At 41.9% G+C, this 24808-nt stretch carries 23 protein-coding genes and 1 tRNA gene; 18 read left to right on the top strand and 6 right to left on the bottom strand.

Annotated elements, in window-relative coordinates; genetic code table 11:
• The 17 genes from CYK47_RS03620 to CYK47_RS03540 all read left to right on the top strand — a co-directional run.
• Positions 1-227, top strand: a 227-nt coding sequence (locus CYK47_RS03620; protein WP_502697046.1) for an EF-Tu C-terminal domain-related protein, incomplete at its 5' end; no start/stop codon positions are given.
• A 56-nt stretch (positions 228-283) separates the two neighbouring features.
• Positions 284-359 (top strand) — tRNA-Trp (locus tag CYK47_RS03615).
• Positions 360-432: 73 nt separating this feature from the next.
• Positions 433-873: a preprotein translocase subunit SecE gene (secE, locus tag CYK47_RS03610; protein WP_122899007.1), complete on the top strand. Its 441-nt coding sequence runs from the start codon at positions 433-435 to the stop codon at positions 871-873.
• A 7-nt stretch (positions 874-880) separates the two neighbouring features.
• Entirely contained in the window at positions 881-1414 is a 534-nt protein-coding gene (nusG, locus tag CYK47_RS03605; protein ID WP_122899004.1) for a transcription termination/antitermination protein NusG, read from the top strand.
• Between the two features lie 118 nt (positions 1415-1532).
• The gene (gene rplK / locus CYK47_RS03600; RefSeq protein ID WP_122899002.1) at positions 1533-1961 is read left to right on the top strand and encodes a 50S ribosomal protein L11; all 429 of its coding nucleotides are present in this window, start codon (positions 1533-1535) and stop codon (positions 1959-1961) included.
• Between the two features lie 3 nt (positions 1962-1964).
• A complete protein-coding gene (gene rplA / locus CYK47_RS03595) occupies positions 1965-2660 on the top strand; it encodes a 50S ribosomal protein L1 (RefSeq protein ID WP_122899001.1) in 696 nt (231 codons plus the stop codon).
• A 353-nt stretch (positions 2661-3013) separates the two neighbouring features.
• The gene (gene rplJ / locus CYK47_RS03590; RefSeq protein ID WP_122898998.1) at positions 3014-3520 is read left to right on the top strand and encodes a 50S ribosomal protein L10; all 507 of its coding nucleotides are present in this window, start codon (positions 3014-3016) and stop codon (positions 3518-3520) included.
• A 48-nt stretch (positions 3521-3568) separates the two neighbouring features.
• Positions 3569-3937, top strand: a complete 369-nt coding sequence (gene rplL / locus CYK47_RS03585; RefSeq protein ID WP_122898996.1) for a 50S ribosomal protein L7/L12 — start codon at positions 3569-3571, stop codon at positions 3935-3937.
• A gap of 306 nt (positions 3938-4243) precedes the next feature.
• Positions 4244-8332, top strand: a complete 4089-nt coding sequence (rpoB, locus tag CYK47_RS03580; RefSeq protein WP_122898994.1) for a DNA-directed RNA polymerase subunit beta — start codon at positions 4244-4246, stop codon at positions 8330-8332.
• Between the two features lie 176 nt (positions 8333-8508).
• A complete protein-coding gene (rpoC, locus tag CYK47_RS03575) occupies positions 8509-12708 on the top strand; it encodes a DNA-directed RNA polymerase subunit beta' (RefSeq protein WP_122898992.1) in 4200 nt (1399 codons plus the stop codon).
• 194 nt (positions 12709-12902) lie between these two features.
• Entirely contained in the window at positions 12903-13322 is a 420-nt protein-coding gene (locus CYK47_RS03570; RefSeq protein ID WP_122898990.1) for a hypothetical protein, read from the top strand.
• A gap of 134 nt (positions 13323-13456) precedes the next feature.
• Positions 13457-13816, top strand: coding sequence for a DNA transfer protein p32 (locus tag CYK47_RS03565; RefSeq protein ID WP_122898988.1), 360 nt, complete (start codon positions 13457-13459; stop codon positions 13814-13816).
• Positions 13817-13945: 129 nt separating this feature from the next.
• The gene (locus tag CYK47_RS03560) at positions 13946-15310 is read left to right on the top strand and encodes a Na+/H+ antiporter family protein (protein WP_122898986.1); all 1365 of its coding nucleotides are present in this window, start codon (positions 13946-13948) and stop codon (positions 15308-15310) included.
• A 224-nt stretch (positions 15311-15534) separates the two neighbouring features.
• Entirely contained in the window at positions 15535-16113 is a 579-nt protein-coding gene (locus CYK47_RS03555) for an OmpW/AlkL family protein (protein WP_122898984.1), read from the top strand.
• 139 nt (positions 16114-16252) lie between these two features.
• A complete protein-coding gene (locus CYK47_RS03550) occupies positions 16253-16597 on the top strand; it encodes a lysozyme inhibitor LprI family protein (protein ID WP_122898982.1) in 345 nt (114 codons plus the stop codon).
• Positions 16598-16675: 78 nt separating this feature from the next.
• Positions 16676-18595, top strand: coding sequence for a molecular chaperone HtpG (gene htpG, locus CYK47_RS03545; protein ID WP_122898980.1), 1920 nt, complete (start codon positions 16676-16678; stop codon positions 18593-18595).
• Positions 18596-18785: 190 nt separating this feature from the next.
• The gene (locus tag CYK47_RS03540; protein ID WP_122898978.1) at positions 18786-19049 is read left to right on the top strand and encodes a hypothetical protein; all 264 of its coding nucleotides are present in this window, start codon (positions 18786-18788) and stop codon (positions 19047-19049) included.
• Positions 19050-19083: 34 nt separating this feature from the next.
• On the opposite strand, the gene CYK47_RS03535 is transcribed toward CYK47_RS03540, so the two are convergent.
• From CYK47_RS03535 to CYK47_RS03515, 6 genes are all read right to left on the bottom strand, one after another.
• Positions 19084-20160: a hypothetical protein gene (locus CYK47_RS03535; RefSeq protein ID WP_122898976.1), complete on the bottom strand. Its 1077-nt coding sequence runs from the start codon at positions 20158-20160 to the stop codon at positions 19084-19086.
• 75 nt (positions 20161-20235) lie between these two features.
• Positions 20236-22017: a hypothetical protein gene (locus CYK47_RS03530; RefSeq protein ID WP_122898974.1), complete on the bottom strand. Its 1782-nt coding sequence runs from the start codon at positions 22015-22017 to the stop codon at positions 20236-20238.
• Positions 22018-22026: 9 nt separating this feature from the next.
• Positions 22027-22206 carry a hypothetical protein gene (locus CYK47_RS03525; RefSeq protein ID WP_122898972.1) on the bottom strand — a complete coding sequence of 60 codons (180 nt, stop codon included), beginning with the start codon at positions 22204-22206 and terminating at the stop codon, positions 22027-22029.
• 193 nt (positions 22207-22399) lie between these two features.
• Complete coding sequence (locus CYK47_RS15425; RefSeq protein ID WP_164709139.1) at positions 22400-22561, bottom strand: hypothetical protein; 162 nt, start codon at positions 22559-22561, stop codon at positions 22400-22402.
• 196 nt (positions 22562-22757) lie between these two features.
• Positions 22758-23021 carry a glycine zipper family protein gene (locus CYK47_RS03520; RefSeq protein ID WP_228722430.1) on the bottom strand — a complete coding sequence of 88 codons (264 nt, stop codon included), beginning with the start codon at positions 23019-23021 and terminating at the stop codon, positions 22758-22760.
• Between the two features lie 167 nt (positions 23022-23188).
• Positions 23189-23866 carry a DsbA family oxidoreductase gene (locus tag CYK47_RS03515; protein ID WP_122898970.1) on the bottom strand — a complete coding sequence of 226 codons (678 nt, stop codon included), beginning with the start codon at positions 23864-23866 and terminating at the stop codon, positions 23189-23191.
• A 164-nt stretch (positions 23867-24030) separates the two neighbouring features.
• Between CYK47_RS03515 and CYK47_RS03510 the strand changes: the two genes are divergently transcribed.
• Complete coding sequence (locus CYK47_RS03510) at positions 24031-24777, top strand: hypothetical protein (RefSeq protein WP_213072419.1); 747 nt, start codon at positions 24031-24033, stop codon at positions 24775-24777.
• Positions 24778-24808 lie beyond the last annotated feature (31 nt).

Genomic DNA, 24808 nt, shown 5'->3' with positions numbered 1-24808 from the left:
ACACTCCATTCCTTAACGGTTACCGTCCACAGTTCTACTTCCGTACAACTGACGTAACTGGCGCAATCTCTCTTCAAGACGGCGTTGAAATGGTTATGCCTGGTGACAACGTAGAAATGTCAGTAGAATTAATCCACCCAATCGCAATGGACCCAGGTCTACGTTTTGCGATCCGTGAAGGTGGCCGTACTGTAGGTGCGGGTGTTGTTGCTAAAGTAACTGCGTAATATATATTACTCTGTTATTATTCAGATCGAGGGCTCAGGCTCTCGATTTGCTCTGCAGGCTAGTAGTTCAATTGGTAGAGCGTCGGTCTCCAAAACCGAATGTTGGGGGTTCGAGTCCCTCCTGGCCTGCCACTTTTCTAAAAAAAGCTTGATGCTGGCAAATCTAGTCCTATAATAAATCGCGAATTCTACGACGAGTACAAAAATGTCGAACGATAAATCGCGTGACGCATTAAGCGACGCGCCAATTCCTCAAAGAAATAATTCTGCTGAAGTTGTAAAAACTGGGTCACCTTTAGACTACGTTTTATGGGCTATCGCATTGATTTTGTTAGTCGGTGCTTTAATGACCAACCAACATCTGCCAGCTTATTGGGCACCAGCCAATGATATTTGGGTGCGTGTTGGGGTAATTTTGGCTTGTATCGTGGTTGCTTTAGGTTTATTATACGCCACCCATCAAGGCAAAGGCTTTATTCGACTGTTACAAGACTCTCGAATTGAGTTACGTCGCGTTGTTTGGCCGACGAAACAAGAGACGATGACCACATCTTGGCACGTACTTGTTGTTGTACTTGTAGCATCGGTTTTATTGTGGTGTTTTGACTACATTTTAGGCTGGGCTATTAAATTAATTATCGGGTAAGAGAGCTATGAAACGTTGGTACATTATTCATGCCTATTCAGGTTATGAAAAACAAGTGATGCGTTCGCTTAATGATCGAATCCAGCGTAGCGCTGTTGCTGATAGCTTTGGTGATGTCCTTGTTCCTACCGAAGAAGTGGTAGAAATGAAGGATGGTAAGAAGCGCAAATCAGAGCGTAAATTCTTTCCAGGCTATGTATTAGTCGAAATGGAAATGAATGATGAAACTTGGCACATTGTTAAAGAATGTCCAAAAGTTTTAGGTTTCATTGGTGGTACGGCAGAAAAGCCTGAACCAATTACGCAAAAAGAAGCTGATGCGATTCTTGCGCGTGTACAAAACAAAGGTGAAGCACCTCGTCCTAAGACGATGTTTGAGCCGGGTGAAGAATTACTTGTAATTGACGGTCCATTCACTGACTTTAAAGGTGTGGTGGAGGAAGTTCTTTACGAAAAGTCACGTTTAACGTTGACGATTAATGTATTTAACCGTCCAACCCAAGTTGAATTGGAATTTCGTCAAGTCGAAAAAACCATCTAACTGGTTTGGATTGAAAACGCTCGATTTGTCGTGTACGAGTCGGGCATTGTTATTGTAACGTAAGTTACTTAAAATCATTGGGGAGCCTAGCGGCGTTTGCACCCAGAGGTAATTGACAATGGCTAAGAAGATTGACGGCTATATTAAGCTGCAAGTTCCAGCTGGTAAAGCGAATCCATCTCCACCGATTGGTCCTGCACTAGGTCAACGTGGTGTAAACATCATGGCTTTCTGTAAAGAATTCAATGCTGCTACACAAAAACTTGAAGCTGGTCTTCCAATTCCAGTAGTGATCACTGTGTACAACGATAAGTCGTTCACATTCATCATGAAAACTCCACCTGCTGCTATTCTTCTTAAGAAAGCTGCTGGTATCGCTAAGGGTTCAGCTGTACCTAACAAAACTAAAGTTGGTAAGTTGACTCGTGCTCAATTAGAAGAGATCGCGACTACTAAAGAACCAGATTTAACTGGTGCTGACTTAGACGCGCGTGTACGTACCATCGCTGGTTCTGCACGTTCTATGGGCTTGGAAGTGGAGCTTTAAGACATGGCTAAATTAACTAAACGTCAAAAAGCGATTGCTGCTGCTGTAGAAGCAAACAAAGTTTACACTTTGGATGAAGCTGTAGCGGTTCTTACTAGCCTTCCTGCTGCTAAATTCAAAGAATCTTTGGACGTAGCGGTAAACCTAGGTGTTGACCCTCGTAAATCTGACCAAGTTGTTCGTGGCGCGACTACACTTCCTGCAGGTACTGGTAAAACTGTACGTGTAGCTGTGTTTGCTCAAGGCGCTGCTGCTGAAGCTGCTAAAGCTGAAGGCGCGGACGTTGTCGGTTTTGATGATCTTGCTGAAAGCATCCAAGCTGGTAACTTAGACTTTGACGTAGTGATTGCTGCACCTGACGCTATGCGTGTTGTGGGTAAATTAGGTACGATCCTTGGTCCACGTGGCTTAATGCCAAACCCTAAAGTGGGTACTGTAACTCCTGACGTAGCAACTGCAGTTAAAAATGCAAAAGCTGGTCAAGCACGTTACCGTGTAGACAAAGCGGGTATCATCCACGCTGCGATCGGTCAAGTAGGTTTCTCTGCTGAAGCTGTTCGTCAAAACGTTGAAGCGCTTATCGCTGACCTTAAGAAAGCAAAACCTGCGACTTCTAAAGGTGTTTACATCCAAAAGATCACTTTAAGCTCGACTATGGGCCCTGGTCTTACTGTTGATGTAGCAAACGTTTCTAAATAAGTTTTAAACTTATTACAGAATTTTAAAGCCCTGAGTAAGTTTTAAAGCGCTGCTTTAAAACTTACGCAAGATAGGAAATAGGCTTCACTCGAAGCATAGCTTCTCGTCTTGCGTGTCGGCAAAGCGTTGCTTTGCTGATTCGCCCCTCAGGCAAACTTTGAATTGATAAATAAATATTTATCAGCGTCAAAGACCTCGGGCGAGGGCAGTTTTATGCTGCTTTCTTAAAATTCCAGTCCGAGTAGACGCGGTGGTGTGATTTGGTTCCTCCTCCGCGTGTAAATTCAGAGATGAATTTACGAATTGGGAGTGCACTTGTTTAAGTGCATAAATCACCGTTAGGAGGTATTACAATGGCTCTTCTTATCGAAGGCAAAAAACAGATTGTAGCTGAAGTTAACGCTGTTGCTTCTACTGCTTTCACTGCTGTTGTTGCTGACTACCAAGGTTTAACTGTTGAGCAATTAACTGCTCTACGTGTTGAAGCTCGTAAACTAGGTGTTGCTACTCGCGTAGTTCGTAACACTTTAGCTAAACGCGCTCTTCAAGATACTCAATTCAGTATTCTTGCAGACAACCTTGTTGGCCCAACAATCTTAGCTTTCTCAACTTCAGAAGACGACATGGGCGCTGCTGCTCGTTTGTTCGAAGAATTTGCTAAAACTAACAAAGCATTTGAACTTAAAGCTGCTGCATTTGACGGTAAAGTGTATCAAGGCGAAGAAATTAGCGTTATCGCGAACCTTCCAAACCAAGAAAAAGCACTTACTATGCTTGCAAACGTTCTTCAAGCTCCTATTTCGAAATTGGGTCGCCTTATTACTGCGCTCAAAGAGAAAAACGAGTCAGAAGCTGCTTAAGCTTAAACTTACACACACATCATTCAATACCCATTTGGAGTTACTCTCATGGCTTTAACTAACGAAGAAATCCTAAACGCAGTTGCTGAAAAAACTGTTCTTGAACTTGTTGAACTTATTTCTGCTTTCGAAGAAAAATTCAACGTTTCTGCTGCTGCTGTAGCTGTAGCTGCTGCAGGTCCTGCTGCTGCTGCTGCTGAAGAGCAATCAGAATTCAACGTAGAATTAACTTCTTTCGGCGCGAACAAAGTTGCTGTAATTAAAGCAGTTCGTGAAGCTACTGGTCTTGGTCTTAAAGAAGCTAAAGACATGGTTGAAGGCGCACCTGCAGTTCTTAAAGAAGCAGTTTCTAAAGAAGAAGGCGAAGAGCTTAAAGCTAAGCTTGAAGCAGCTGGCGCTACTGTTACACTTAAGTAATTGCTTAAGCGGAGCTAATTCTTTAGAATTGGCTCCAAAAAATGGCTGGTGGCTCTTGGGTCATCAGCCTTTTTGCGTTACAATAATCGGCTCGATTTTTGTTTGCATGCAATAAATGTCATACAAATTAAAAATAAAGATAAAAATCAAATGTTTACCAATATTTTTTTGCCTAAAAATATTGTTAAGCGTTTTTATACCACTGAAAATTGCAGCATTTGTAAAAAGTGGTGGCCATATCGGCCTGCGTAATTCCTTCTAAGTCCGTTCTGCAGGCGGACTTGGTTCACTTTCCGAGGACTCCAGATGGCATACTCATATACCGAAAAGAAACGGATCCGTAAGAATTTTGGTAAATTGCCCCAAGTGATGGACGTGCCGTACTTGCTCGCGATTCAAGTCGACTCGTACAGAACGTTCTTACAAGACGGTAAAACTCCAAAAAACCGCGATGATATTGGTCTCCAAGCCGCGTTTCGTTCAGTTTTCCCAATTGAAAGTTATTCTGGCAATGCTGCTCTAGAATTTGTTGAGTATAGTCTTGGTAAACCTGAGTTTGACGTTCGTGAGTGTATCCTTCGCGGCTCAACTTATGCGGCACCAATGCGCGTTAAGATTCGTTTGATCTTAAAAGATCGCGAAACTAAATCAATCAAAGACGTACGTGAGCAAGAAGTGTACATGGGTGAAATGCCACTCATGACTGAAAACGGTACCTTCGTGATTAACGGTACTGAGCGTGTTATCGTATCTCAATTACACCGTTCACCGGGCGTATTCTTTGACCACGATAAAGGCAAAACACATTCAAGCGGTAAAGTGCTTTATTCAGCACGTATCATTCCTTACCGTGGTTCATGGTTAGACTTTGAATTTGATGCTAAAGACTTAGTCTACGTGCGTATCGACCGTCGTCGTAAATTACTTGCGACTGTCATTCTACGTGCTTTAGGATATAACAATACACAAATCCTAGACTTGTTCTACGAAAAAGTGCCTGTTTACCTCGATATGGGTAGCTACCAAATTGACCTCGTTCCGGAACGCCTGCGTGGCGAAATGGCGCAATTTGATATTGCTGACAACGATGGCAAGACGATTGTTGAACAAGGTAAACGTATTAACGCACGTCACGTACGTCAAATGGAAGCGGCTGGCTTAACTAAGCTTTCTGTTCCAGATGAATACTTATACGAGCGTATTACTGCAGAAGACATCCAATTACGTGATGGCGACATTATTCCTGCAAACACCTTGTTAAGCCATGAAATCATGGTGAAATTGGCTGAAGGCGGCGTTAAACAATTTAACATCCTATTCACCAATGACATCGACCGTGGTTCATTCATTGCTGACTCATTACGTGCTGATTTAACGAAAGATCGTGAAGAAGCCTTAGTAGAAATCTACAAAGTAATGCGTCCAGGCGAGCCACCAACAAAAGAAGCTGCTGAAAACTTATTCAACAACTTGTTCTTCTCATCAGAACGTTATGACCTATCTCCAGTGGGTCGTATGAAGTTCAACCGTCGTTTGGGTCGTCCTTACGAAGTGGGTACGGATCAGAAGTCTCGTGAAGTTGAAGGCATCCTTTCGAACGAAGACATCACTGATGTATTAAAAACATTAGTTGAAATCCGTAACGGTAAAGGTGAAGTCGACGATATCGACCACTTAGGTAACCGTCGCGTGCGTTCAGTTGGTGAAATGACTGAAAACCAATTCCGTGTTGGTCTTGTTCGTGTAGAACGTGCTGTTAAAGAACGTTTATCACAAGCTGAAACTGACAACTTGTCTCCGCAAGATTTAATCAACGCGAAGCCAGTTGCTGCTGCAATCAAAGAATTCTTTGGTTCAAGCCAGTTATCTCAGTTCATGGACCAAAACAACCCATTATCTGAAATTACACACAAACGTCGTGTATCAGCGCTTGGGCCTGGTGGTTTAACACGTGAACGTGCGGGCTTCGAAGTACGTGACGTACATCAAACTCACTACGGTCGTGTTTGTCCAATTGAAACGCCGGAAGGTCCAAACATTGGTTTGATCAACTCGCTTTCTGTTTACGCAAAATGTAACAACTTTGGTTTCTTAGAAACGCCTTACCGTAAAGTGGTTGATGGCCGTGTAACAGACGAAGTTGAATACTTATCTGCAATTGAAGAAGTGGGTACTGTGATTGCACAGGCCGATTCTATGGTTGATGCAGACGGTAACTTATTAGAAGAAGTTGTATCTGTACGTCACCAAGGTGATTTCGTACGTATGCCGCCTGAAAAAGTAACCCATATGGATGTATCTGCACAGCAGGTTGTATCTGTAGCGGCGTCACTGATTCCGTTCCTTGAGCACGATGACGCCAACCGTGCGTTAATGGGTTCAAACATGCAGCGTCAGGCTGTTCCTACGTTAATCGCAGACAAACCACTTGTTGGTACAGGTATGGAAGCGAACGTAGCACATGACTCTGGTGTATGTGTAATCGCGAAACGTGGTGGTCGTATCGAATTTGTTGACGCGTCACGTGTGGTGATTCGTGTCAACGAAGACGAAATGGTTGCGGGTGAAGCAGGTGTAGATATCTACAACTTGATCAAATACACACGTTCGAACCAAAACACTTGTATCAACCAAAAAGTTCTTGTGAACTTAGGTGATGAAGTTGGTCGCGGCGATGTACTTGCTGATGGTCCATCGACTGATGGCGGTGAGCTTGCACTTGGTCAAAACATGCGTGTCGCGTTCATGACGTGGAACGGTTACAACTACGAAGACTCGATTCTTTTATCAGAGCGCGTACTTCAAGAAGACCGTTTAACATCAATCCACATTCAAGAATTATCATGTGTAGCACGTGATACTAAGCTTGGTGCGGAAGAAATTACTGCCGATATTCCAAACGTGGGTGAAGCAGCACTTTCTAAACTTGATGAGTCAGGTATTGTTTACATCGGTGCTGAAGTTACAGCGGGTGACATCCTTGTAGGTAAAGTAACACCTAAAGGCGAAACTCAACTTACTCCAGAAGAAAAACTGCTTCGCGCGATCTTTGGCGAAAAAGCAGCTGACGTAAAAGATTCATCTTTACGCGTATCTTCAGGTGTTAAAGGTACTGTAATTGACGTTCAAGTGTTTACACGTGACGGTCTTGAAAAAGACGAACGTGCTCAAGCAATTGAAAAAGCACAATTAGATGCATACCGTAAAGATTTAAAAGAAGAGTTCAAAATATTCGAAGAAGCAGCGCGTGAACGTATTATCCGTTTACTTGCTGGTCAAGAATCAAACGGTGGCGGTACAACTAAACGCGGTGACAAACTTTCTGAAGAATTGTTATCTGGTTTAGAGCTTGTTGACTTAATGGATATCCAACCCGTTGACGAAGCAATCGCTGAGCGCTTAACTCAAATTCAAGTATTCTTGAAAGAGAAGAGCCAAGAGATCGACGAGAAATTTGCAGAGAAAAAACGCAAACTTTCTACAGGTGATGAACTGACAACTGGCGTATTGAAAGTTGTTAAAGTTTACTTAGCTGTTAAACGTCGCATCCAACCGGGTGATAAGATGGCGGGTCGTCACGGTAACAAAGGTGTTGTATCTAACATCCTACCTGTAGAAGACATGCCACACGATGCTAACGGCGTACCTGTAGACGTAGTACTTAACCCACTGGGTGTACCGTCACGTATGAACGTGGGTCAGATTCTTGAAACTCACTTAGGTATGGCAGCGAAAGGTCTTGGCGATCAAATCGACAAGATGATGAAAGAGCAACGTACTGTTCTTGAGCTGCGTGAATTCTTAGACAAGATTTACAACAAAGTTGGTGGCGAGCAAGAAGATCTTGATAGCTTAACTGACCAAGAAATCTTGGCATTATCTGGTAACTTGCGTAAAGGTGTACCTTTAGCAACGCCTGTATTTGATGGTGCTGAAGAATCACAAATCAAAGACTTACTTGAACTTGGTGGTATCTCACGTACTGGTCAAACAGTATTGTACGATGGCCGTACAGGTGAACGTTTCGACCGTCCTGTAACTGTAGGTTATATGTACATGTTGAAACTTAACCACTTGGTTGACGACAAGATGCATGCACGTTCTACTGGTTCTTACTCACTAGTAACACAGCAGCCGCTTGGTGGTAAAGCACAGTTCGGTGGTCAGCGTTTCGGTGAGATGGAAGTATGGGCACTAGAAGCATACGGTGCTGCTTACACGCTTCAAGAAATGCTTACAGTGAAATCGGATGACGTTGAAGGTCGTACCCGTATCTACAAAAATATTGTAGATGGTAACCATTATATGGACCCAGGTATGCCAGAATCGTTCAACGTATTGACCAAAGAGATCCGTTCTTTAGGTATCAACATTGAACTGAAAAATGGTGACTAATTAGTTCCATTTGATCCCCCAACCCCCTGAGTTCAGGGGGGGATTCACTCCTCTTAATCTTAAGGGGAGTTTCCCGCTTAAGTAGGCGGGATTGGACGGGGGATTAGTTCAGTTAAAAAACAATATTTGTGACCCAGTTGGGAAGCGAAAATCTTCTCAACACACGGAGAAAAAAATTGAAAGACTTGCTCGATATCATGCGCAAAAAGACGGACTCAGACGGTCACGCTCCTGTAGAGTTTGATCGCATCCGTATTGGTCTTGCGTCACCAGAAATGATTAAGTCATGGTCTCATGGTGAAGTTAAAAAGCCTGAGACAATTAACTATCGTACGTTCAAACCAGAACGTGATGGTTTATTCTGTGCCAAAATCTTTGGTCCAGTAAAAGATTACGAATGCTTGTGTGGTAAATACAAGCGTATGAAATACAAAGGCGTCATTTGTGAAAAATGTGGCGTTGAAGTAACAACTGCGAAAGTTCGTCGTGAACGTATGGGTCACATCGAGCTTGCTTCTCCAGTTGCACACATCTGGTTCTTAAAATCATTACCAAGCCGTATCGGTTTGTTACTTGATATGACTTTACGTGATATCGAACGCGTATTGTATTTCGAATCTTACGTTGTAACTGACCCAGGTATGACTCCATTTGAGAAATACCAACTTCTTAACGATGAAGAATACTTCAATGCGTTAGAAGAGCACGGTGATGAGTTCACTGCGAAAATGGGTGCAGAAGCAGTTCAAGACTTGCTTAAAGATATCGATCTTGAAGCGGAAATTGCGCGTCTTCGTGAAGAAATTCCAGTAACAACTTCAGAAACTAAGCTTAAGAAAGCATCTAAGCGTTTGAAGTTGATGGAAGCATTCAACGATTCGAACAACAAGCCAGAATGGATGGTGTTAACTGTACTTCCAGTTCTTCCACCAGATCTTCGTCCGCTTGTACCACTTGAAGGTGGTCGTTTCGCGACTTCTGATTTGAACGACCTTTACCGTCGTGTGATCAACCGTAACAACCGTTTAAAACGTCTTCTTGACCTTGCAGCGCCAGACATCATCGTACGTAACGAAAAACGTATGTTACAAGAGTCTGTAGATGCATTGCTTGATAACGGTCGTCGTGGTCGTGCAATTACGGGTTCGAACAAACGTCCGCTTAAATCTTTAGCCGATATGATTAAAGGTAAGCAAGGTCGTTTCCGTCAAAACTTACTTGGTAAGCGTGTTGACTACTCTGGTCGTTCGGTAATTACTGTAGGTCCAAACTTACGTTTACACCAATGTGGTCTTCCGAAGAAAATGGCACTTGAATTATTCAAGCCGTTTATCTTTGCCAAACTACAAGCATCTGGTCAAGCAACCACCATTAAAGCTGCGAAGAAAATGGTTGAGCGCGAGACGCCAGAAGTTTGGGACGTTCTAGCATCTGTCATTCGTCAACATCCAGTAATGTTGAACCGTGCGCCAACACTTCACCGTTTAGGTCTGCAAGCATTTGAACCTATTCTGATTGAAGGTAAAGCGATCCGTCTTCACCCACTCGTATGTGCTGCGTTCAACGCCGACTTCGACGGTGACCAAATGGCGGTACACGTTCCATTAACACTTGAAGCTCAGTTAGAAGCTCGTGCGTTAATGATGTCAACCAACAACATCTTGTCTCCAGCGAACGGTGAGCCAATCATCGTACCGTCTCAGGACGTTGTCTTAGGCTTGTACTACATCACGCGTGATGCGATCAATGCCAAAGGTGAAGGCATGGTGTTTGCGGATACTCACGAAGTAAACCGCGCACTTGCAACAGGTCAGGTTGATTTACACGCTCGCGTTAAAGCGCGTGTGCACCAAACTGTGATCAATGAAAATGGTGAACGTGAGCAACAAACGATTGTTGTCGACACAACACCAGGTCGTTGCTTACTTTGGGAAGTTGTGCCTGAAGGTTTAAGCTTCGAGCAAATTAACCTTGAGATGACCAAAAAGAACATCTCTAAGTTAATCAACTCTTGCTACCGTAAATTGGGTCTTAAAGATACCGTTATCTTTGCTGACCAATTGATGTACTTAGGTTTCCGTCAAGCGACACGTTCAGGCGTTTCGGTTGGTATGGAAGACATGCTGATTCCTGAAGCGAAGTACTCAATTATTGAGAAAGCAGAAGCTGAAGTTCGTGAAATCGAACAACAGTTCGAGCAAGGTTTCGTAACTGCGGGTGAACGTTACAACAAAGTTGTCGATATTTGGGCGCGTACCAACGACCAAGTAGCGAAAGCAATGATGGATAACTTGTCTTACACCACTGTTAAAAACAAACAGGGTGAAGATGAGAAGCAAAAATCATTCAACTCAATCTATATGATGTCAGACTCTGGTGCCCGTGGTAGTGCGGCACAGATTCGTCAGCTTGCAGGTATGCGTGGTTTGATGGCAAAACCGGATGGCTCGATTATTGAGACACCAATTAAAGCCAACTTCCGTGAAGGTTTGACCGTACTTCAGTACTTCATTTCAACACACGGTGCGCGTAAAGGTTTGGCCGATACAGCATTGAAAACTGCGAACTCGGGTTACTTAACTCGTCGTCTTGTAGACGTTGCGCAAGACTTAGTGATCACTGAGCCAGATTGTGGCACGTTGGGCGGTTTAGTCATGACTCCGTTCATTCAAGGTGGCGATGTTATCGAAAACTTGGGTACTCGAGTTCTAGGTCGTGTTGTTGCTGAAGACGTGAAAAAACCGGGTACAGACGAAGTTCTTCTACCACGTAACACCTTAATTGATGAGAAACTTGCGACTTTCCTAGAAGACAACGGTGTCGATGAAGTTAAAGTTCGTTCTGTTGTATCTTGTGAATCAAGCTTCGGCGTATGTGCGAAATGTTACGGACGTGACTTGGCGCGTGGTCATCAGGTGAACCCAGGTGAATCTGTAGGTGTAATGGCTGCTCAATCGATTGGTGAGCCAGGTACACAGTTAACCATGCGTACGTTCCACGTCGGTGGTGCTGCGAGCCGAACTTCTGCTGCAAACAGCATTCAAGTTCGTAACAAAGGTACAGTACGTTTCCACAACGTGAAAACAGTACAACATGCCAAAGGTCACTTAGTATCTACATCTCGTTCAGGTGAGATTGGTATTGCTGATGATATCGGTCGTGAGCGCGAACGCTATAAACTTCCTTACGGTGCGTCAATCATTATTAAAGATGGCGAATCTGTTGAAGCTGGCGGTATCGTAGCGACTTGGGATCCGCATACACATCCACTTGTTACAGAAGTTGCAGGTAAAGTACGTTTCAGCCAAATCTCTGATGGCGTGACTGTTACGACGAAAACTGATGATGCAACAGGTATGTCAACCATCGAAATCTTACCAGTGACTTCACGTCCTGCGTCAGGTAAAGATTTACGTCCTGCAGTTGTATTAGACACCGTTGATGGCGGCGAACAGTTCTACTTCTTGCCACAAAACACCATTTTGACAGTTCGCGATGGCGAAACAATTGGTGTCGGTGATGTTATCGGTCGTGTACCACAAGAATCTTCACGTACCCGTGATATTACCGGTGGTCTACCGCGTGTAGCTGACTTATTCGAAGCACGTAAACCGAAAGAGCATGCAATCCTTGCAGAAGTGTCAGGTGTTGTAAGCTTTGGTAAAGAGACCAAAGGTAAGAACCGTCTTGTGATTACTCCGGATGATGGCTCTGAGATCTACGAAGAGTTAATTCCGAAGTGGCGTACGATTAACGTGTTCGAAGGCGAACATGTCAACCGTGGTGAGACAATTTCTGATGGTCCACAAAACCCACACGACATCTTACGCTTGAAAGGCGAAGTGGCGTTGACGAACTACATCGTGAACGAAGTTCAAGACGTTTACCGTCTGCAAGGTGTAAAAATCAACGATAAGCACATCGAAGTCATTGTTCGTCAAATGTTACGTAAAGTTGACATTACTGACGGCGGCGACACAAGCTTCATCAAAGGCGAACAAGTGGATTACATCCGTGTGATGCAAGAGAACCAAGCTGTTCTTGCGCAAAACAAATTCCCTGCGAAGTTTGAACGTCAATTGATGGGTATTACCAAAGCGTCGCTTTCTACTGACTCGTTCATCTCTGCTGCATCGTTCCAGGAAACAACGCGTGTGTTAACTGAAGCGGCTGTAACAGGTAAAGAAGATGATTTACGTGGTCTGAAAGAAAACGTAGTTGTAGGTCGTCTGATCCCAGCGGGTACAGGTTTGGCTTACCACTTAGAGCGTCGTCGTCAAGAAGCAGAAGCTGCAGAGCTTGCACTTCACAACGATTTCTCTGACGTTGACCAAGCGCTTAGCCAAGCATTTAGCGATGAGTTTAACGGTCTTTAATTAGCCCTTTAAACCAAGCATAAAAAAGCCACCTTCGGGTGGCTTTTTTTATTGATAATAAGGTTTCTTTTAGTGCTGCAAAGTATGGGAAAACGCATCAAAAAATTATAACTTGGCGATTGTTTAAAAATTGCCTATAGTCATTTTTAAAGCTTTATAAAGAATCGTAAAAACTTAAAATCAAGGGGCTAGATATGAATATTAAAGCAACATTGTTAACTTTAGGACTCAGCTTAATGACCGTGGCTGCTGTAGCAGCTGAAGCAACCACTCAAGAAAAAAGCAGCGTATCTAAAAACCTGTACTTTGCTGACAAAGATATGAAATTTCCTGAAGGCGAGTTAGCACCACCTGTACGTCGTAATGCTATGGTTGTACCCACCTTTAAAATTCAAGAAAGCAAACGCTTAACCCAAGAAGGGCAGTTGGTGTCTGAAAGTACTCATGTTGATGCAGCAGGGATGGAGTTTCGCTCTGGTCAGATCGAACCTGTTAAACGCCAGTTACAAGCTACAATCAACAAAACCCCAAAGAACTTACCCAATGAAAATAAGGTCACAGCCGAAAAAGGCGTTGTGACCAGTGATGTGGTGATTTTAGAACAGCCTAAATAAGCTTAGAAAAAATACATAAGCGCGTGATTTTTACATCATTACAGCAATTCTTAGCTTACTGTTAACAGTTTAAAAATAGTTCATGCTTAAATTGGCTTTAAACTAACAACAATCAATCAGCTAGGATGAAGATGATGAAAAAACTAATGGGCGTGGCTGCAGCAGCAACCTTAGCTATGCTGAGCTTAACCGGTTGTGAAAGCATGAACTCTAATCAACAGCGTATTGGTGCGGCAGCATTAGGTGGCGCTGTCGGTGGTGGTTTGGGCAATAGCGTGGGTGGTGGTGTCGGCTCAGCTGTGGGTGGTGGTGCAGGTGCTGCTGTTGGCAGTAAAACCCAAGGTGGATCAAATCGTAATGCAACTTACAGTGGTGTAGGTGGTGCGATTGGTTCGGCTGTGGGCAAAAGCGTTTTTGGTGGTAATGCGGGTGCAGCCATTGGTGGTGCAATTGGTGGCGGTGCAGGCGCTGCGATTGAACAAAAAAATCGCTAAACTAAAATCCAAGAAAAGCATCCTAGAGGATGCTTTTTTTGTGGCTAAAAAATATTCATCTAGGGATCAAATGCCTCTTTTTTGCAAACTCTGATAAAATGCTATTTTTATCACTCCCTCTCTTGTCTTATGTTCGCGATTCTAGCTGCTATCGGGGTCATGTTTGGCCTGTCGTTGGCTCGTGTTCCTGTGGTTTTTGCCTTGATTATTGGTGCGGTCACGGGTGGTTTATTGGCAGGCTTAGGGCTGCAAGGTACTTTAGAAGCCTTTAATAATGGATTAGGTGGCGGTGCACAAATTGCCTTAGCCTATGGTGTATTAGGTGCCTTTGCCTTAGCTTTAGCACGTTCAGGTTTACCTGATTTATTGGCGTATAAGCTGATTACAGCCTTAAAAGGCGATGCAACTGCCAAAGCCCGAAACCGAGTAAAACTCATTTTATTCTTTACGGTAGCTATGGCTGCGGTGAGTTCACAAAACGTATTGCCAGTGCATATTGCTTTTATTCCTGTGTTAATTCCGCCTTTACTGAGCGTCTTTAACCATCTCAAACTTGACCGTCGTTTAATTACCTGTTTACTGACTTTTGGTTTGGTTGGTACTTATATGTTAGTGCCAGTTGGTTTTGGTGCAATCTTCCTAAATGATATTTTAGGTAGTAATATCAATAACTTTGGTAAAGATTACGGCTTTCAAATTAGCTATGATCAAATTCCAGCAGCTATGGCAATTCCTGTGCTAGGGATGTTTGTAGGTCTACTGACTGCAATTTTCATTAGCTATCGTAAGCCACGCGAATATAAAAATGTGCATATAGAGGCATCTGCAAGTATTGCTGATGAAATTGACACAGACCAAAGTGGTGCACCTAAAATTGCCAAATTTACCTTGTATATGGCAGCTTTTGCGGTGGTGGCAACTTTAGCGGTACAGCTTTATTCAGAGTCGATGATTTTAGCGGGATTGGTGGGTGTATCAATCTTAAGCTTTGCAGGGATCTTTAAATGGAAAGAAGCAGATGATGTGATCATTAGCGGTATGCGTATGATGGCATTGGTTGGCTTTATTATGATTTCAGCGCAAGGCTTTGCCTCAGTCATTGAAGCCACTAATCAGGTGCCTGCTTTGGTTGAAGCATCAGTGCAATGGATTGGCAATAGCCAAGCACTCGCTGCATTTTGGATGCTACTGATTGGTTTATTAATTACCTTAGGCATTGGTTCATCATTCTCAACAGTGCCAATTTTAGCGATTATTTACGTACCATTATGTATTCAGTTTGGTTTTAGTCCAGCAGCGACGATTGCCATTATTGGTACTGCAGCAGCACTTGGTGATGCAGGTTCACCAGCCTCGGACTCAACTTTAGGTCCAACTTCTGGCTTAAATATGGATGGTCAACATGACCATATGAAAGACAGTGTTATTCCAACTTTTATTCATTTTAATATCCCATTAATGATTTTTGGTTGGATCGCGGCAATGGTGCTATAAACCAAACTTTTATTAAATTCTGATAAAAATACTCGGATTTTAATATCTCAATATAACCAACTTGGTCACACTTTTAAAATCGACCAAGTTGGTTGGATTAAAATAAATAAATATAAAAATTAATAACTTAAAAATAAATAAATAAAATGCTAATTTATAGATATTGCATATTAAATACACTCTAGGTTTAATATCTGTATAAATGATTTAATGAGAAAAACGTCATGTTAAAACAAATTGCAATTGTTGCATTATTGGGGATGTCTGCATCAGCAATGGCAGGCGAATGGCAAGTGAAAGTGGGTGCATCTGTACTTGCACCAACAGGTGACCACAATTTAGGTGGTGCAACTGTTGAAGCAGATCACGAATTTGGTTTTACACCATCAGTTGAATACTTCTTTAATGATAACTTCTCGACTGAGTTATTACTTGCAACACCTTTTAATCATGACGTACTTGTGAATGGTACTAGCCAAGCAAGTATCAAACATTTACCACCAACCATCACTGCAAAATACAACTTTAAAAACTCAACACGCTTCACGCCATACATTGGGGTAGGCGGCACTGCATTTATCGCATGGGATGAAGATGGCCTTGCCAAAGATGTAAAAGAAGAATTTGGTCTTGCTGGCCAAGTGGGTTTTAACTATCAACCTGCAGATGCGAAAAACTGGGGTGTGTATGCAGACGTACGTTATGCAGATTTAAGCCCAGAAGTCACACTGGTTGACGATACTAAATTTGATTTAGACATTGACCCAATTGTTTATACATTAGGTTATAGCTACAAATTCTAAGTTTGAGCGTTAAAAAAAGCCTCCATATCAGGAGGCTTTTTTTATATTTTGCAGAAAATAGCAGATTGCTAACAAAACTAGGCTATTGAATTTACAAACAATCTACTAAGCTTAAGTGAAAGATCGCGGTGATACTCTTATGAAAATACTCGTTTTGCTTGGCTTATTGGGATTGGTAGCTGCAGCGACAACTGCACAGGCGGCGAGCTTTGATTGTCAACGTGCAGAAACGCCAACTGAAAAAGCTATTTGCAATCATAATAGGCTCAATGATGCTGATGTTAAAATGGCGACTACCTATAATATTTTACGTAAATTAGTCCCGATGGGTACGCGTTCGGTGATTCAAGAAGAACAAGTCAAATGGTTGCAGCTGCGTAATCAATGCCAAGACAATATAAATTGTTTATTAGATGTCTATAAAATGCGTCAGCAAAAACTAGATTTACATCTAAGTCGAATTTATAAAATGGGACCATTTTAAAATTTTTTTAGGTTTTACCATTGAAAAAAATTGAGGTCACTCCAATAGATATTGCATCTATAAATCGAGGAATGACCAATGAGCGAAGCAAACGCACAAAAACATAGTTTCCAAGCTGAAGTTGCCCAATTGCTACACTTGGTAACGCATTCTTTATATTCTAATCCTGAAATTTTCTTGCGTGAGCTGATTTCTAACGCTTCAGATGCCTGCGATAAATTACGTTTTGAAGGTATTAATCATCCTGAATATTATGAAAATGATCCAGACTTGCATGTGCGTGTGACGCTTGATGCAGACAAAAAACAAATTATCATCTCAGATAACGGTATTGGTTTAACTGAAGCTGAAGCGATTGAACATTTAGGAACAATTGCTAAATCAGGCACCAAAGACTTTATGTCTAAATTATCTGGTGATCAAAAATCTGATGCGCAATTGATTGGCCAATTCGGGGTGGGTTTCTACTCTGGCTTTATTGTGGCTGATAAAATTACCGTTGAATCGCGCCGTGCAGGTGTAGAGGCAAGCCAGGGTGTACGTTGGGTCAGCAATGGTACAGGTGAGTTTGAAACAGAAACGATTGAAAAAACGGATCGTGGTACAGACATCATTTTACATTTACGTGAAGATGCAACCGAATACCTAGATCGTTTTAAAGTCAAACAAATCATCAATAAATATTCAGACCACATTAGCTTGCCAATTGAAATGCAAAAGCAAGTGTGGCAACAAGAAGAAGCCGCTGAAGGCGAAGAAGCGAAACCAGGTCAGTATGTGACGACAGACGAGTGGGAAGCAATTAACTCAGCCAGTGCTTTATGGACACGTAATAAAAACGAAGTCAGCGAAGAGCAATACCAAGAGTTTTATAAAAACTTAACCCATGACTTTGCCAATCCTTTGGCATGGGCGCATAACCGCGTTGAGGGTAGCACTGAATATACTCAGTTGCTATATATTCCAAGTAAAGCGCCAAGCAATATCTTTACTCGTGAAGCCAAAGCTGGGATTAAGTTGTATGTAAAACGCGTCTTTATTATGGATGATGCCGACAACTTGATTCCAAACTATCTACGCTTTGTTCAAGGTATTGTCGACAGTGCGGACTTACCACTAAATGTCAGTCGTGAGTTATTACAAGAAAGCCGTGATGTAAAAACCATTCGCGAAGGTAACGCGCGTCGTATTTTGACTATGCTCGATGGTTTGGCGAAGTCAGAAGATGAAAAAGACCAAGAAAACTTTAAAACCTTCTACCGTGAATTTGCGTCGGTGCTGAAAGAGGGTTTAGGTGAAGATCTTGCCAACCGTGAGCGTATTTTAAAATTATTACGTTTTGCAACGTCTAGCAATGATGAAGTTAGCACTTCATTAAGCGACTACAAAGCACGTATGAAAGATGGTCAAAAAGCCATTTACTATGTGACTGCGGAAAGCTTAAACGCTGCGAAGAACTCACCACAACTTGAATTGTTCAAGAAAAAAGACATTGAAGTGCTCCTTATGACCGAACGTGTGGATGAGTGGGCAATGGAATTTGTACATGAGTTTGATGGCACACCGTTACAAAACGTGGCTAAAGGTGCAGTGGACTTAGGTGATTTACAAGATGCCGAAGAAAAACAAGCGCTAGAACAAGCGGCAGAAGCATTTAAACCTGTAGTTGAGCAGTTAAGTACCTCACTAAAAGACAAAACTAAAGAAGTGCGTGTGACTACGCGTTTAGTCGACTCGCCAGCGTGCTTAGTGACGCCAGAAGGTCAATTGTCACCGCAGTTAATTCGTATGCTTAAAGATGCAGGTCAGCCTGTACCAGACAGCAAACCAATCTTAGAAATTAACCCAAGCCATCCATTGGTGCAAAAATTACAAGGTTCGGCACAGTTTGATAACTTAGCCAATGTGATTTTTGACCAAGCCGTGATTGCAGAAGGTGGTTTACCTGAAGATCCTGCTGAATATGTAAAACGTATTAATAGCCTACTGTTAGCTTAAGTTTTATAATTGCAAAAGCTCCCTACGGGGAGCTTTTTTTACGCCTCTGCTAAGCTTATGATTTTAAAAATAATGCAAAAAACCGATGCTTAAAATTAGAAAATCCTGTGTGTTTTTAATCTATAAAATAAATTATTTTTTTAAAATTAATCTATAATAGCGATTATTGAGAGATGAGAGAATCAAGGCTATGAAAGTGCTGTTGAGTTTAGTTTTAGTTGCAATGATGGGTGTATCTACCCAAGTCATGGCTGCGCCAGCAGATGATTGTATTCAAATGACCAAGCCAACTAAAATGAAATCGGCACCCCAAGTTAAACGCGTGCAACGAAACGATCGCGTTAGGTTGAATAAATTGGTCGTTACAGAAATTAATAAATTTTCTGAGCGTCAGGACACAATTCGTGAACAACGTGATGACCGTGTGACGATTGTAGCTGAACTATACTCTTAAGCTTAAGCCCATGATCGATGGGCTTTTTTTAGCTTTAGAATAAGGCTTCAAAACGAACCAGTGCACCTAGATGATGATCTTGATCTTCACGATGATCATTTAAATAGTTTAAGTCACCTTGCACAAAAAACCATTCACGTAAAAATGGCTGTCGCCACGACACAAACGGCCCCCAACTATTGAGGCGTAATAGATCTGTGTTGTAATAGCCAGCGGTGTAAATACCGTAGTTAAAGCGATTGCCGCGAAAAAATTGATGTTGACGGAAACTATAGGTCGACCAATTTAAATCATCCTCTGATTCATCGGCATAAATTAGGGAAAACTGATTGGAGAGCAGCGCTTCATTTGGGCGTTCATGCACTAACTCTAAATTGGTACGCAGATAATTTTCGCTGTCGCTACCATAGCGATAAATTTGTTCGGCATGCAGGCGAAAGTCATTTTCAAGCTGCCAATCTTTTTCTGCTTTTAAACGTAAATAAACATCATCGCCTGAGCGCAGACCTATATCGGCATCGGTGTCAAAAGGTAAACTTTTCGCAAAATTACTCCAGCGTAAGGCAATCGAGCTGTTATCTTCACGGGTACGTTTGCTGTCATAATTTTTATCTTGTGCAAGAGCAGGATTTTCATTGGTGATACTAACCTGAGTATCGAGCTGATCATCTAAGCTATCATCACCAAACACCAAGCTAAAACGCTTTTCTAAGGTAGGTAAGTCAATTTTGCCGCGAATCCGTGGTCGAATTTCGTAGCTATCATATTTATCCCACTGCTGATCAAGCAAAATTCTTAAGGTCGCTGAAGCAGGACGGTTAGGGTCAGTTTCACCAAACCAATCATCTACTTTATGTGCAGTGCCATCCACCCAGTTACGTAAGCCTTTTTGTTGATGATCAACCCAACTCTTGTCTTCAGTGGCTTGGGTGTTGGGTACAATGGGATGATCAGATTGTTTAGGAAAAATGGTGGGAGTTGCATCAATGACACGCGGAATTTGATAGAGCCAACCAGTATTTTGACGGTCTGATTGTGCCCAAAGCGTGCTACTGATGCTTGCTAAAGCGCCCAAGAGTACTATTTTTTTAGTGATGGCCATTATTATCATTAAGCATGAAGTTTTCACTTAGTGTGGTAAATTTCAGCGCCATAAGGCAAGTCATCGCTACAAAATTACAGCAATTTAAGATGCTTGTAGACAGATGGCTTCGTAAAGACGAATTGGGTCAATCGGTTGAGCTAAACCTTGAATCACTTCTTGAATCAACTGCCAACTAATGCCTTGCTGACGATCGAGTAATAAATACGGATAGGCAATTTCGTGTAAAGACAGCTGAAGACGATGATCACCATGAATGACGCGGATTTTTTGACGTTCTTTTAATAGCAATAATGGCGTGTCAGGAGTAGCAGGTGTTTCGATAAATTGAATAAATTTTTGTGTTTGAATCAAATGTACTGGAATAAATGGATAATAAGGCTGCTGACTCCAAATCAGTTCTGCTAAGGCAGTATAAGTATGGAATAACTTATCAAAATCAAATAGATTTTGCTCTAGATTTGGCCAGTCGATGCGACTGACTGCAACCAATTTATGGCCTTGAGCATGGCTAAAAATATGCGCTAAACGAATCGCTTGTAATTCACCTTGCGCACCAAATAAAGCCAAATATTTAACAAAGCGACCTTGGGCATCAATTTGCTCGGCAAGATAAATTGGCTGCTGAAACACATTATTGGTATCATGATCATGCAGTAATAAATCAACATGCTCACAGTCAATATGCTGTGGTTGAATACGGTAGAGTTGCTTTTCGCGTGCAGCTTCAAATAGTAAAGCATGGACCTGACAAGGATAACCTTGCATAACTAAGTCAGGCATCGCTTCAGGTTTTTTAGCACGGTGATGAGTTGTAATCACTTTTTTAGCACTATTTAACGGTTCTATACTGGTGTTGAGCGGCTCTACTGCCGTGTTTAGTGCTTGAGTTGCACGAGTTTGTGAGCGATTAAAACGCTGCAGATCTTGTTGTACGTGTGGCGTAGTAGCTGTTTGGCGTTCTGGATGTTTAAAATCAAAAGCTTCAAAGCTTGGTTCTATCATTACTTGGCTTAAATTAGGTTCAGTTGCACTAAACAAAGGTGGAATCTGCATGGGCTGCTGCGGATTTAAATCCAACGGCTCTAAGCCTAAATCAAAAGACAGTCCTTCACTAATATCGGTTTCTTGTTTGCGCAGTAGACGACTTATTTTGGGGGAGGGGGGCTGACTTGAGGTAAATTGCGCTTCTTGTAATACTCGACGTTGAATCTGTTGTTGGGTTTTGGGTTCAAAAACATCAGGTAAATGACTTACTGGAATGTGCATCGCTTGCTCAACTCTCTGCTTTTGCATTTGTTGACGTGCATTATCCATGGCGCTTGGCGTAGCTACAGCTGCTGTTTGGGATTGTGGCTCAGTATATAAGTCAACTTCGGCAATTGGCTGCTCGTGTTCGAGCTGCTGGGCTGCTGGGCTATTGGAGTCAAAACAGTGATATTTCATTTGCTGAGTGACTAACCATGCATAGACGGTCTCTAAGTCACCGCTGTCACTAATCAGTAACGTTTGATTTGGCATTTGTAGTAACCAAATTTGCCAACCTTCGCTTGGTTCATACAGCAAGGCCCAGCTAGACTGGGTCTGCTGATACAAGATATCTTCTAAAGCTTGATCTTGACTAAATACCCCACAGCAAAATTCGCGATAACGACATTGATAGACAAAATCTTGAGCATAGAGTAAAGGTTCAAGTTGCTGTTGTTTTGGACTGCGTTGTTGTAATAGGTAGGTGCAGAGTTGTTGTATTTCCAAAATGCGTTGTTTAGAGCGAGCATGATCAAAATAAGACAAATTGCCATTTTTTAAACTATGGATGAGTTCGGACAGTTCTTGTGTTAATAATGCTTTATCTAAGGGCTTCATCTGGCTTCTCTAAAGATATTCTTGCGCTTGTTTTAAATAACTGGCTAATAATAGATTGCTCGCAAGATCAATAATCTCATATTCAGTCGACTCTGGCTGGGCATGCAGCAGCGCAAGCTCGACTAAGTTGTCTAGACATACTGCTTGAGGCGCAATTTGACCCTGAAGTAATGCTTCTAATTCTTGCATAGGCTTAATTTAAAAAGAAAAATATAAAAATGAATAATGGTTTAATTATAGAGTTTTCGTGTCAAAAAAGGTAAATACATACGCATCTTTATTATACATATAGTCTGGCACAATAAAACACAATAATCATAGTGCAACTTTATTTTATCCAATCAGATCAGGCAGAACACAGAGCGTTCTGCCTGCAAGCGTATTATTCTGCCTGACTTTGGGCAAGCGTTTCCGTAGATGAGTTACTTTGCGCTTTAAGCTGATGGTCATCACTTGGGAACGAAGGAATATAGACAATTTCAGCTGCTGCATGTGCTGCAAAAGTCAAGACGGTGCTTGCTAACAATAAACGAATAGCATTCATAATATGACCTTTCATTTGAGAGATGAGTTCAAGATGAACTGATGGAATAATCAAATGAAGTGTAATAAAAAATAGGACACTAGAAAAATATTTAGGATGAATGGTAAGTCATTTTATTGTTTTAAATCATGTAATTATAGTTTTTATTCTAAATTTGGAGCTTAAAATTAAGCTCCAAATTTATACAACTAAACTGTTAATATTTAGGCTTATTTAGACATTTTTTCTCATACACTTTACCGCCAATCGCACCAATAATTGCACCGCTAATGGTACCAAATACTGGCAAAACACTGCCTGCAACAGCACCAATTAAAGCGCCTTTTGCTGCAGGTGAAAAACGCGATTTTTTAATTGGGCAACTGTTATCATCTTTATTGGGTTCTGGCGCGGCTGCCTGTGCTGGAGGGACATCATCGGCAAGCAGATTGGTTTGTTTTAGGTCGTCATTATTTTGCATTGTGTTATTCGCCTCTGGTCTTAATCTTGATATTGGAGCTTTATTAGCCTAAAGCGATTTTTTGATGTAGTGTGTAAAAAGGGCGACGCTTTTTGTAAATAAATGCTGCAAATGTAAAAAATCCCCAGTAGGACTGAGGATTTTTAAAGCCATGTGATTAAGAATAGTTAAGGCGTGTCACATTGCTCATCATTACAGCTTGCTGCTTGAGCTGCTGGCGGTTGTTGTGCCTTTTCTAAGACTTGTAAAAAGACTTCGCGTGGCTGTGCGCCTGCTAAAGCAATACGTTGATCAAAGACAAAGAACGGCACACCAGTGACTTTAAGCTGATCACGGGCAACTTCTTGGTCAAATTTTACAAAGTCAGCAAATTCATCTGAATCGAGTAAGTCATCAACTTCAACAGGATTAAGCCCAATACGTGCTGCGACATCTTCTAAGGTTTCACGTTCGCCAATGCTTAAGCCTTGGGTCATATAGCTATAAAATAAGGCTTCTTTGGCTTCGTTGCCCAAGCCTTTACTTTGTGCTAAATGAATTAAACGATGCGCGTTAAAAGTATTGCCTGAATTGGCTTGTTGCCAATTAAACTCAATCCCTTCGGCTTTGGCCATTTGGGCGATATTACGTTGCATTTCTTCGACTTCAGCCAAAGTGCGGCCGTATTTTTGCGCTAGACGTTCGCTATTAGAGATCGTTTGACGCTCAGGTGCTTCGCTATCAAGTTGATAGCTATGCCAATGTACTTCTAGTTCTATACCTGCTTCTTCAGCAACCTCTTCTAAACGTTTTTTGCCAATATAGCAAAACGGACATACTACATCTGACCAAATATCTACGCGCATGGGATTTCTCAAATTCTATTTAGCTTTTTAGATGAGGCTGATTTGGCAAATTTAAAGTTGCAGCAAGACAAAAAAGCAGTTGAGCGGATATTTGCGCAATTTTTGCCTGAAAAGCCAGCAATATAGGTATGATAAAGATAGCCAAGCAAGACAAGGAACTCGATATGCGCCGCGTAGTTGTTCTGATTAGTAGTGTAACGATTATTATTTTTGCCGCTTTGTTCTACCAATACCAACAACAGCAAGATGAAGTGGCACAGCTGCATGTCTATCAAACCGTATTGTATGAAAAGACAGAGCAATTGTATGCGCAGGCACAAGACTGGCAGACCCCGATTGAAATGACCACACAGGATCAGCGTTTAGATGGTGATTATCGGGTCATGGCGGACTTTATTTTAAGCTATTTAAAAGACAATGCAGAGGCGCGTAATGTATATCTACGTGAATTGCAAAGCATGGGCTGGGATGACTTTTTAGATGTAAAACGCTTGAGTGCAGATAAAAAAAATCAGTATCAACACACCCAGCAGATGTTAAGAGATGCGCGTAGTCTTGCCACGCAATATCAGCAAAATAAGGCACAACGGCATGAAACAGCCTTAGCAGCAGCCAAGCATTTAGATATTCAACCACGCTTAAAACAAACCTTATTTGAAGGTTTAGCTTTTAGTGATGATGAGCAGAGCAATGCGGTCTTTGTTTTAGAGCAGCAAATTTTAGCCAAGGCTGAAGCTATGTTTAAGATTTTAAAGGCCAATCGTTGGGAAGCCAAACAAGGCAAATTTTTCTTTTATGAAGATCAGCCTTTAGCAGAGTTTAATCAGTTGTATCAGCAGGTTTTAGAACTCAATAGCCAAATCGAAACAATAAAAAACAGCCATAAAGCCAAATTGGAAGCTAAATTATAAATAAGCGCTGTTGTCAGTAAAGTGTCAACAG

The sequence above is a fragment of the Acinetobacter sp. B51(2017) genome (genome assembly GCF_003711395.1).
Taxonomy (GTDB): domain Bacteria; phylum Pseudomonadota; class Gammaproteobacteria; order Pseudomonadales; family Moraxellaceae; genus Acinetobacter.
The sequence above is the reverse complement of the archived record's forward strand: the minus strand, read 5'-3'. Positions and strand labels throughout refer to the sequence as shown.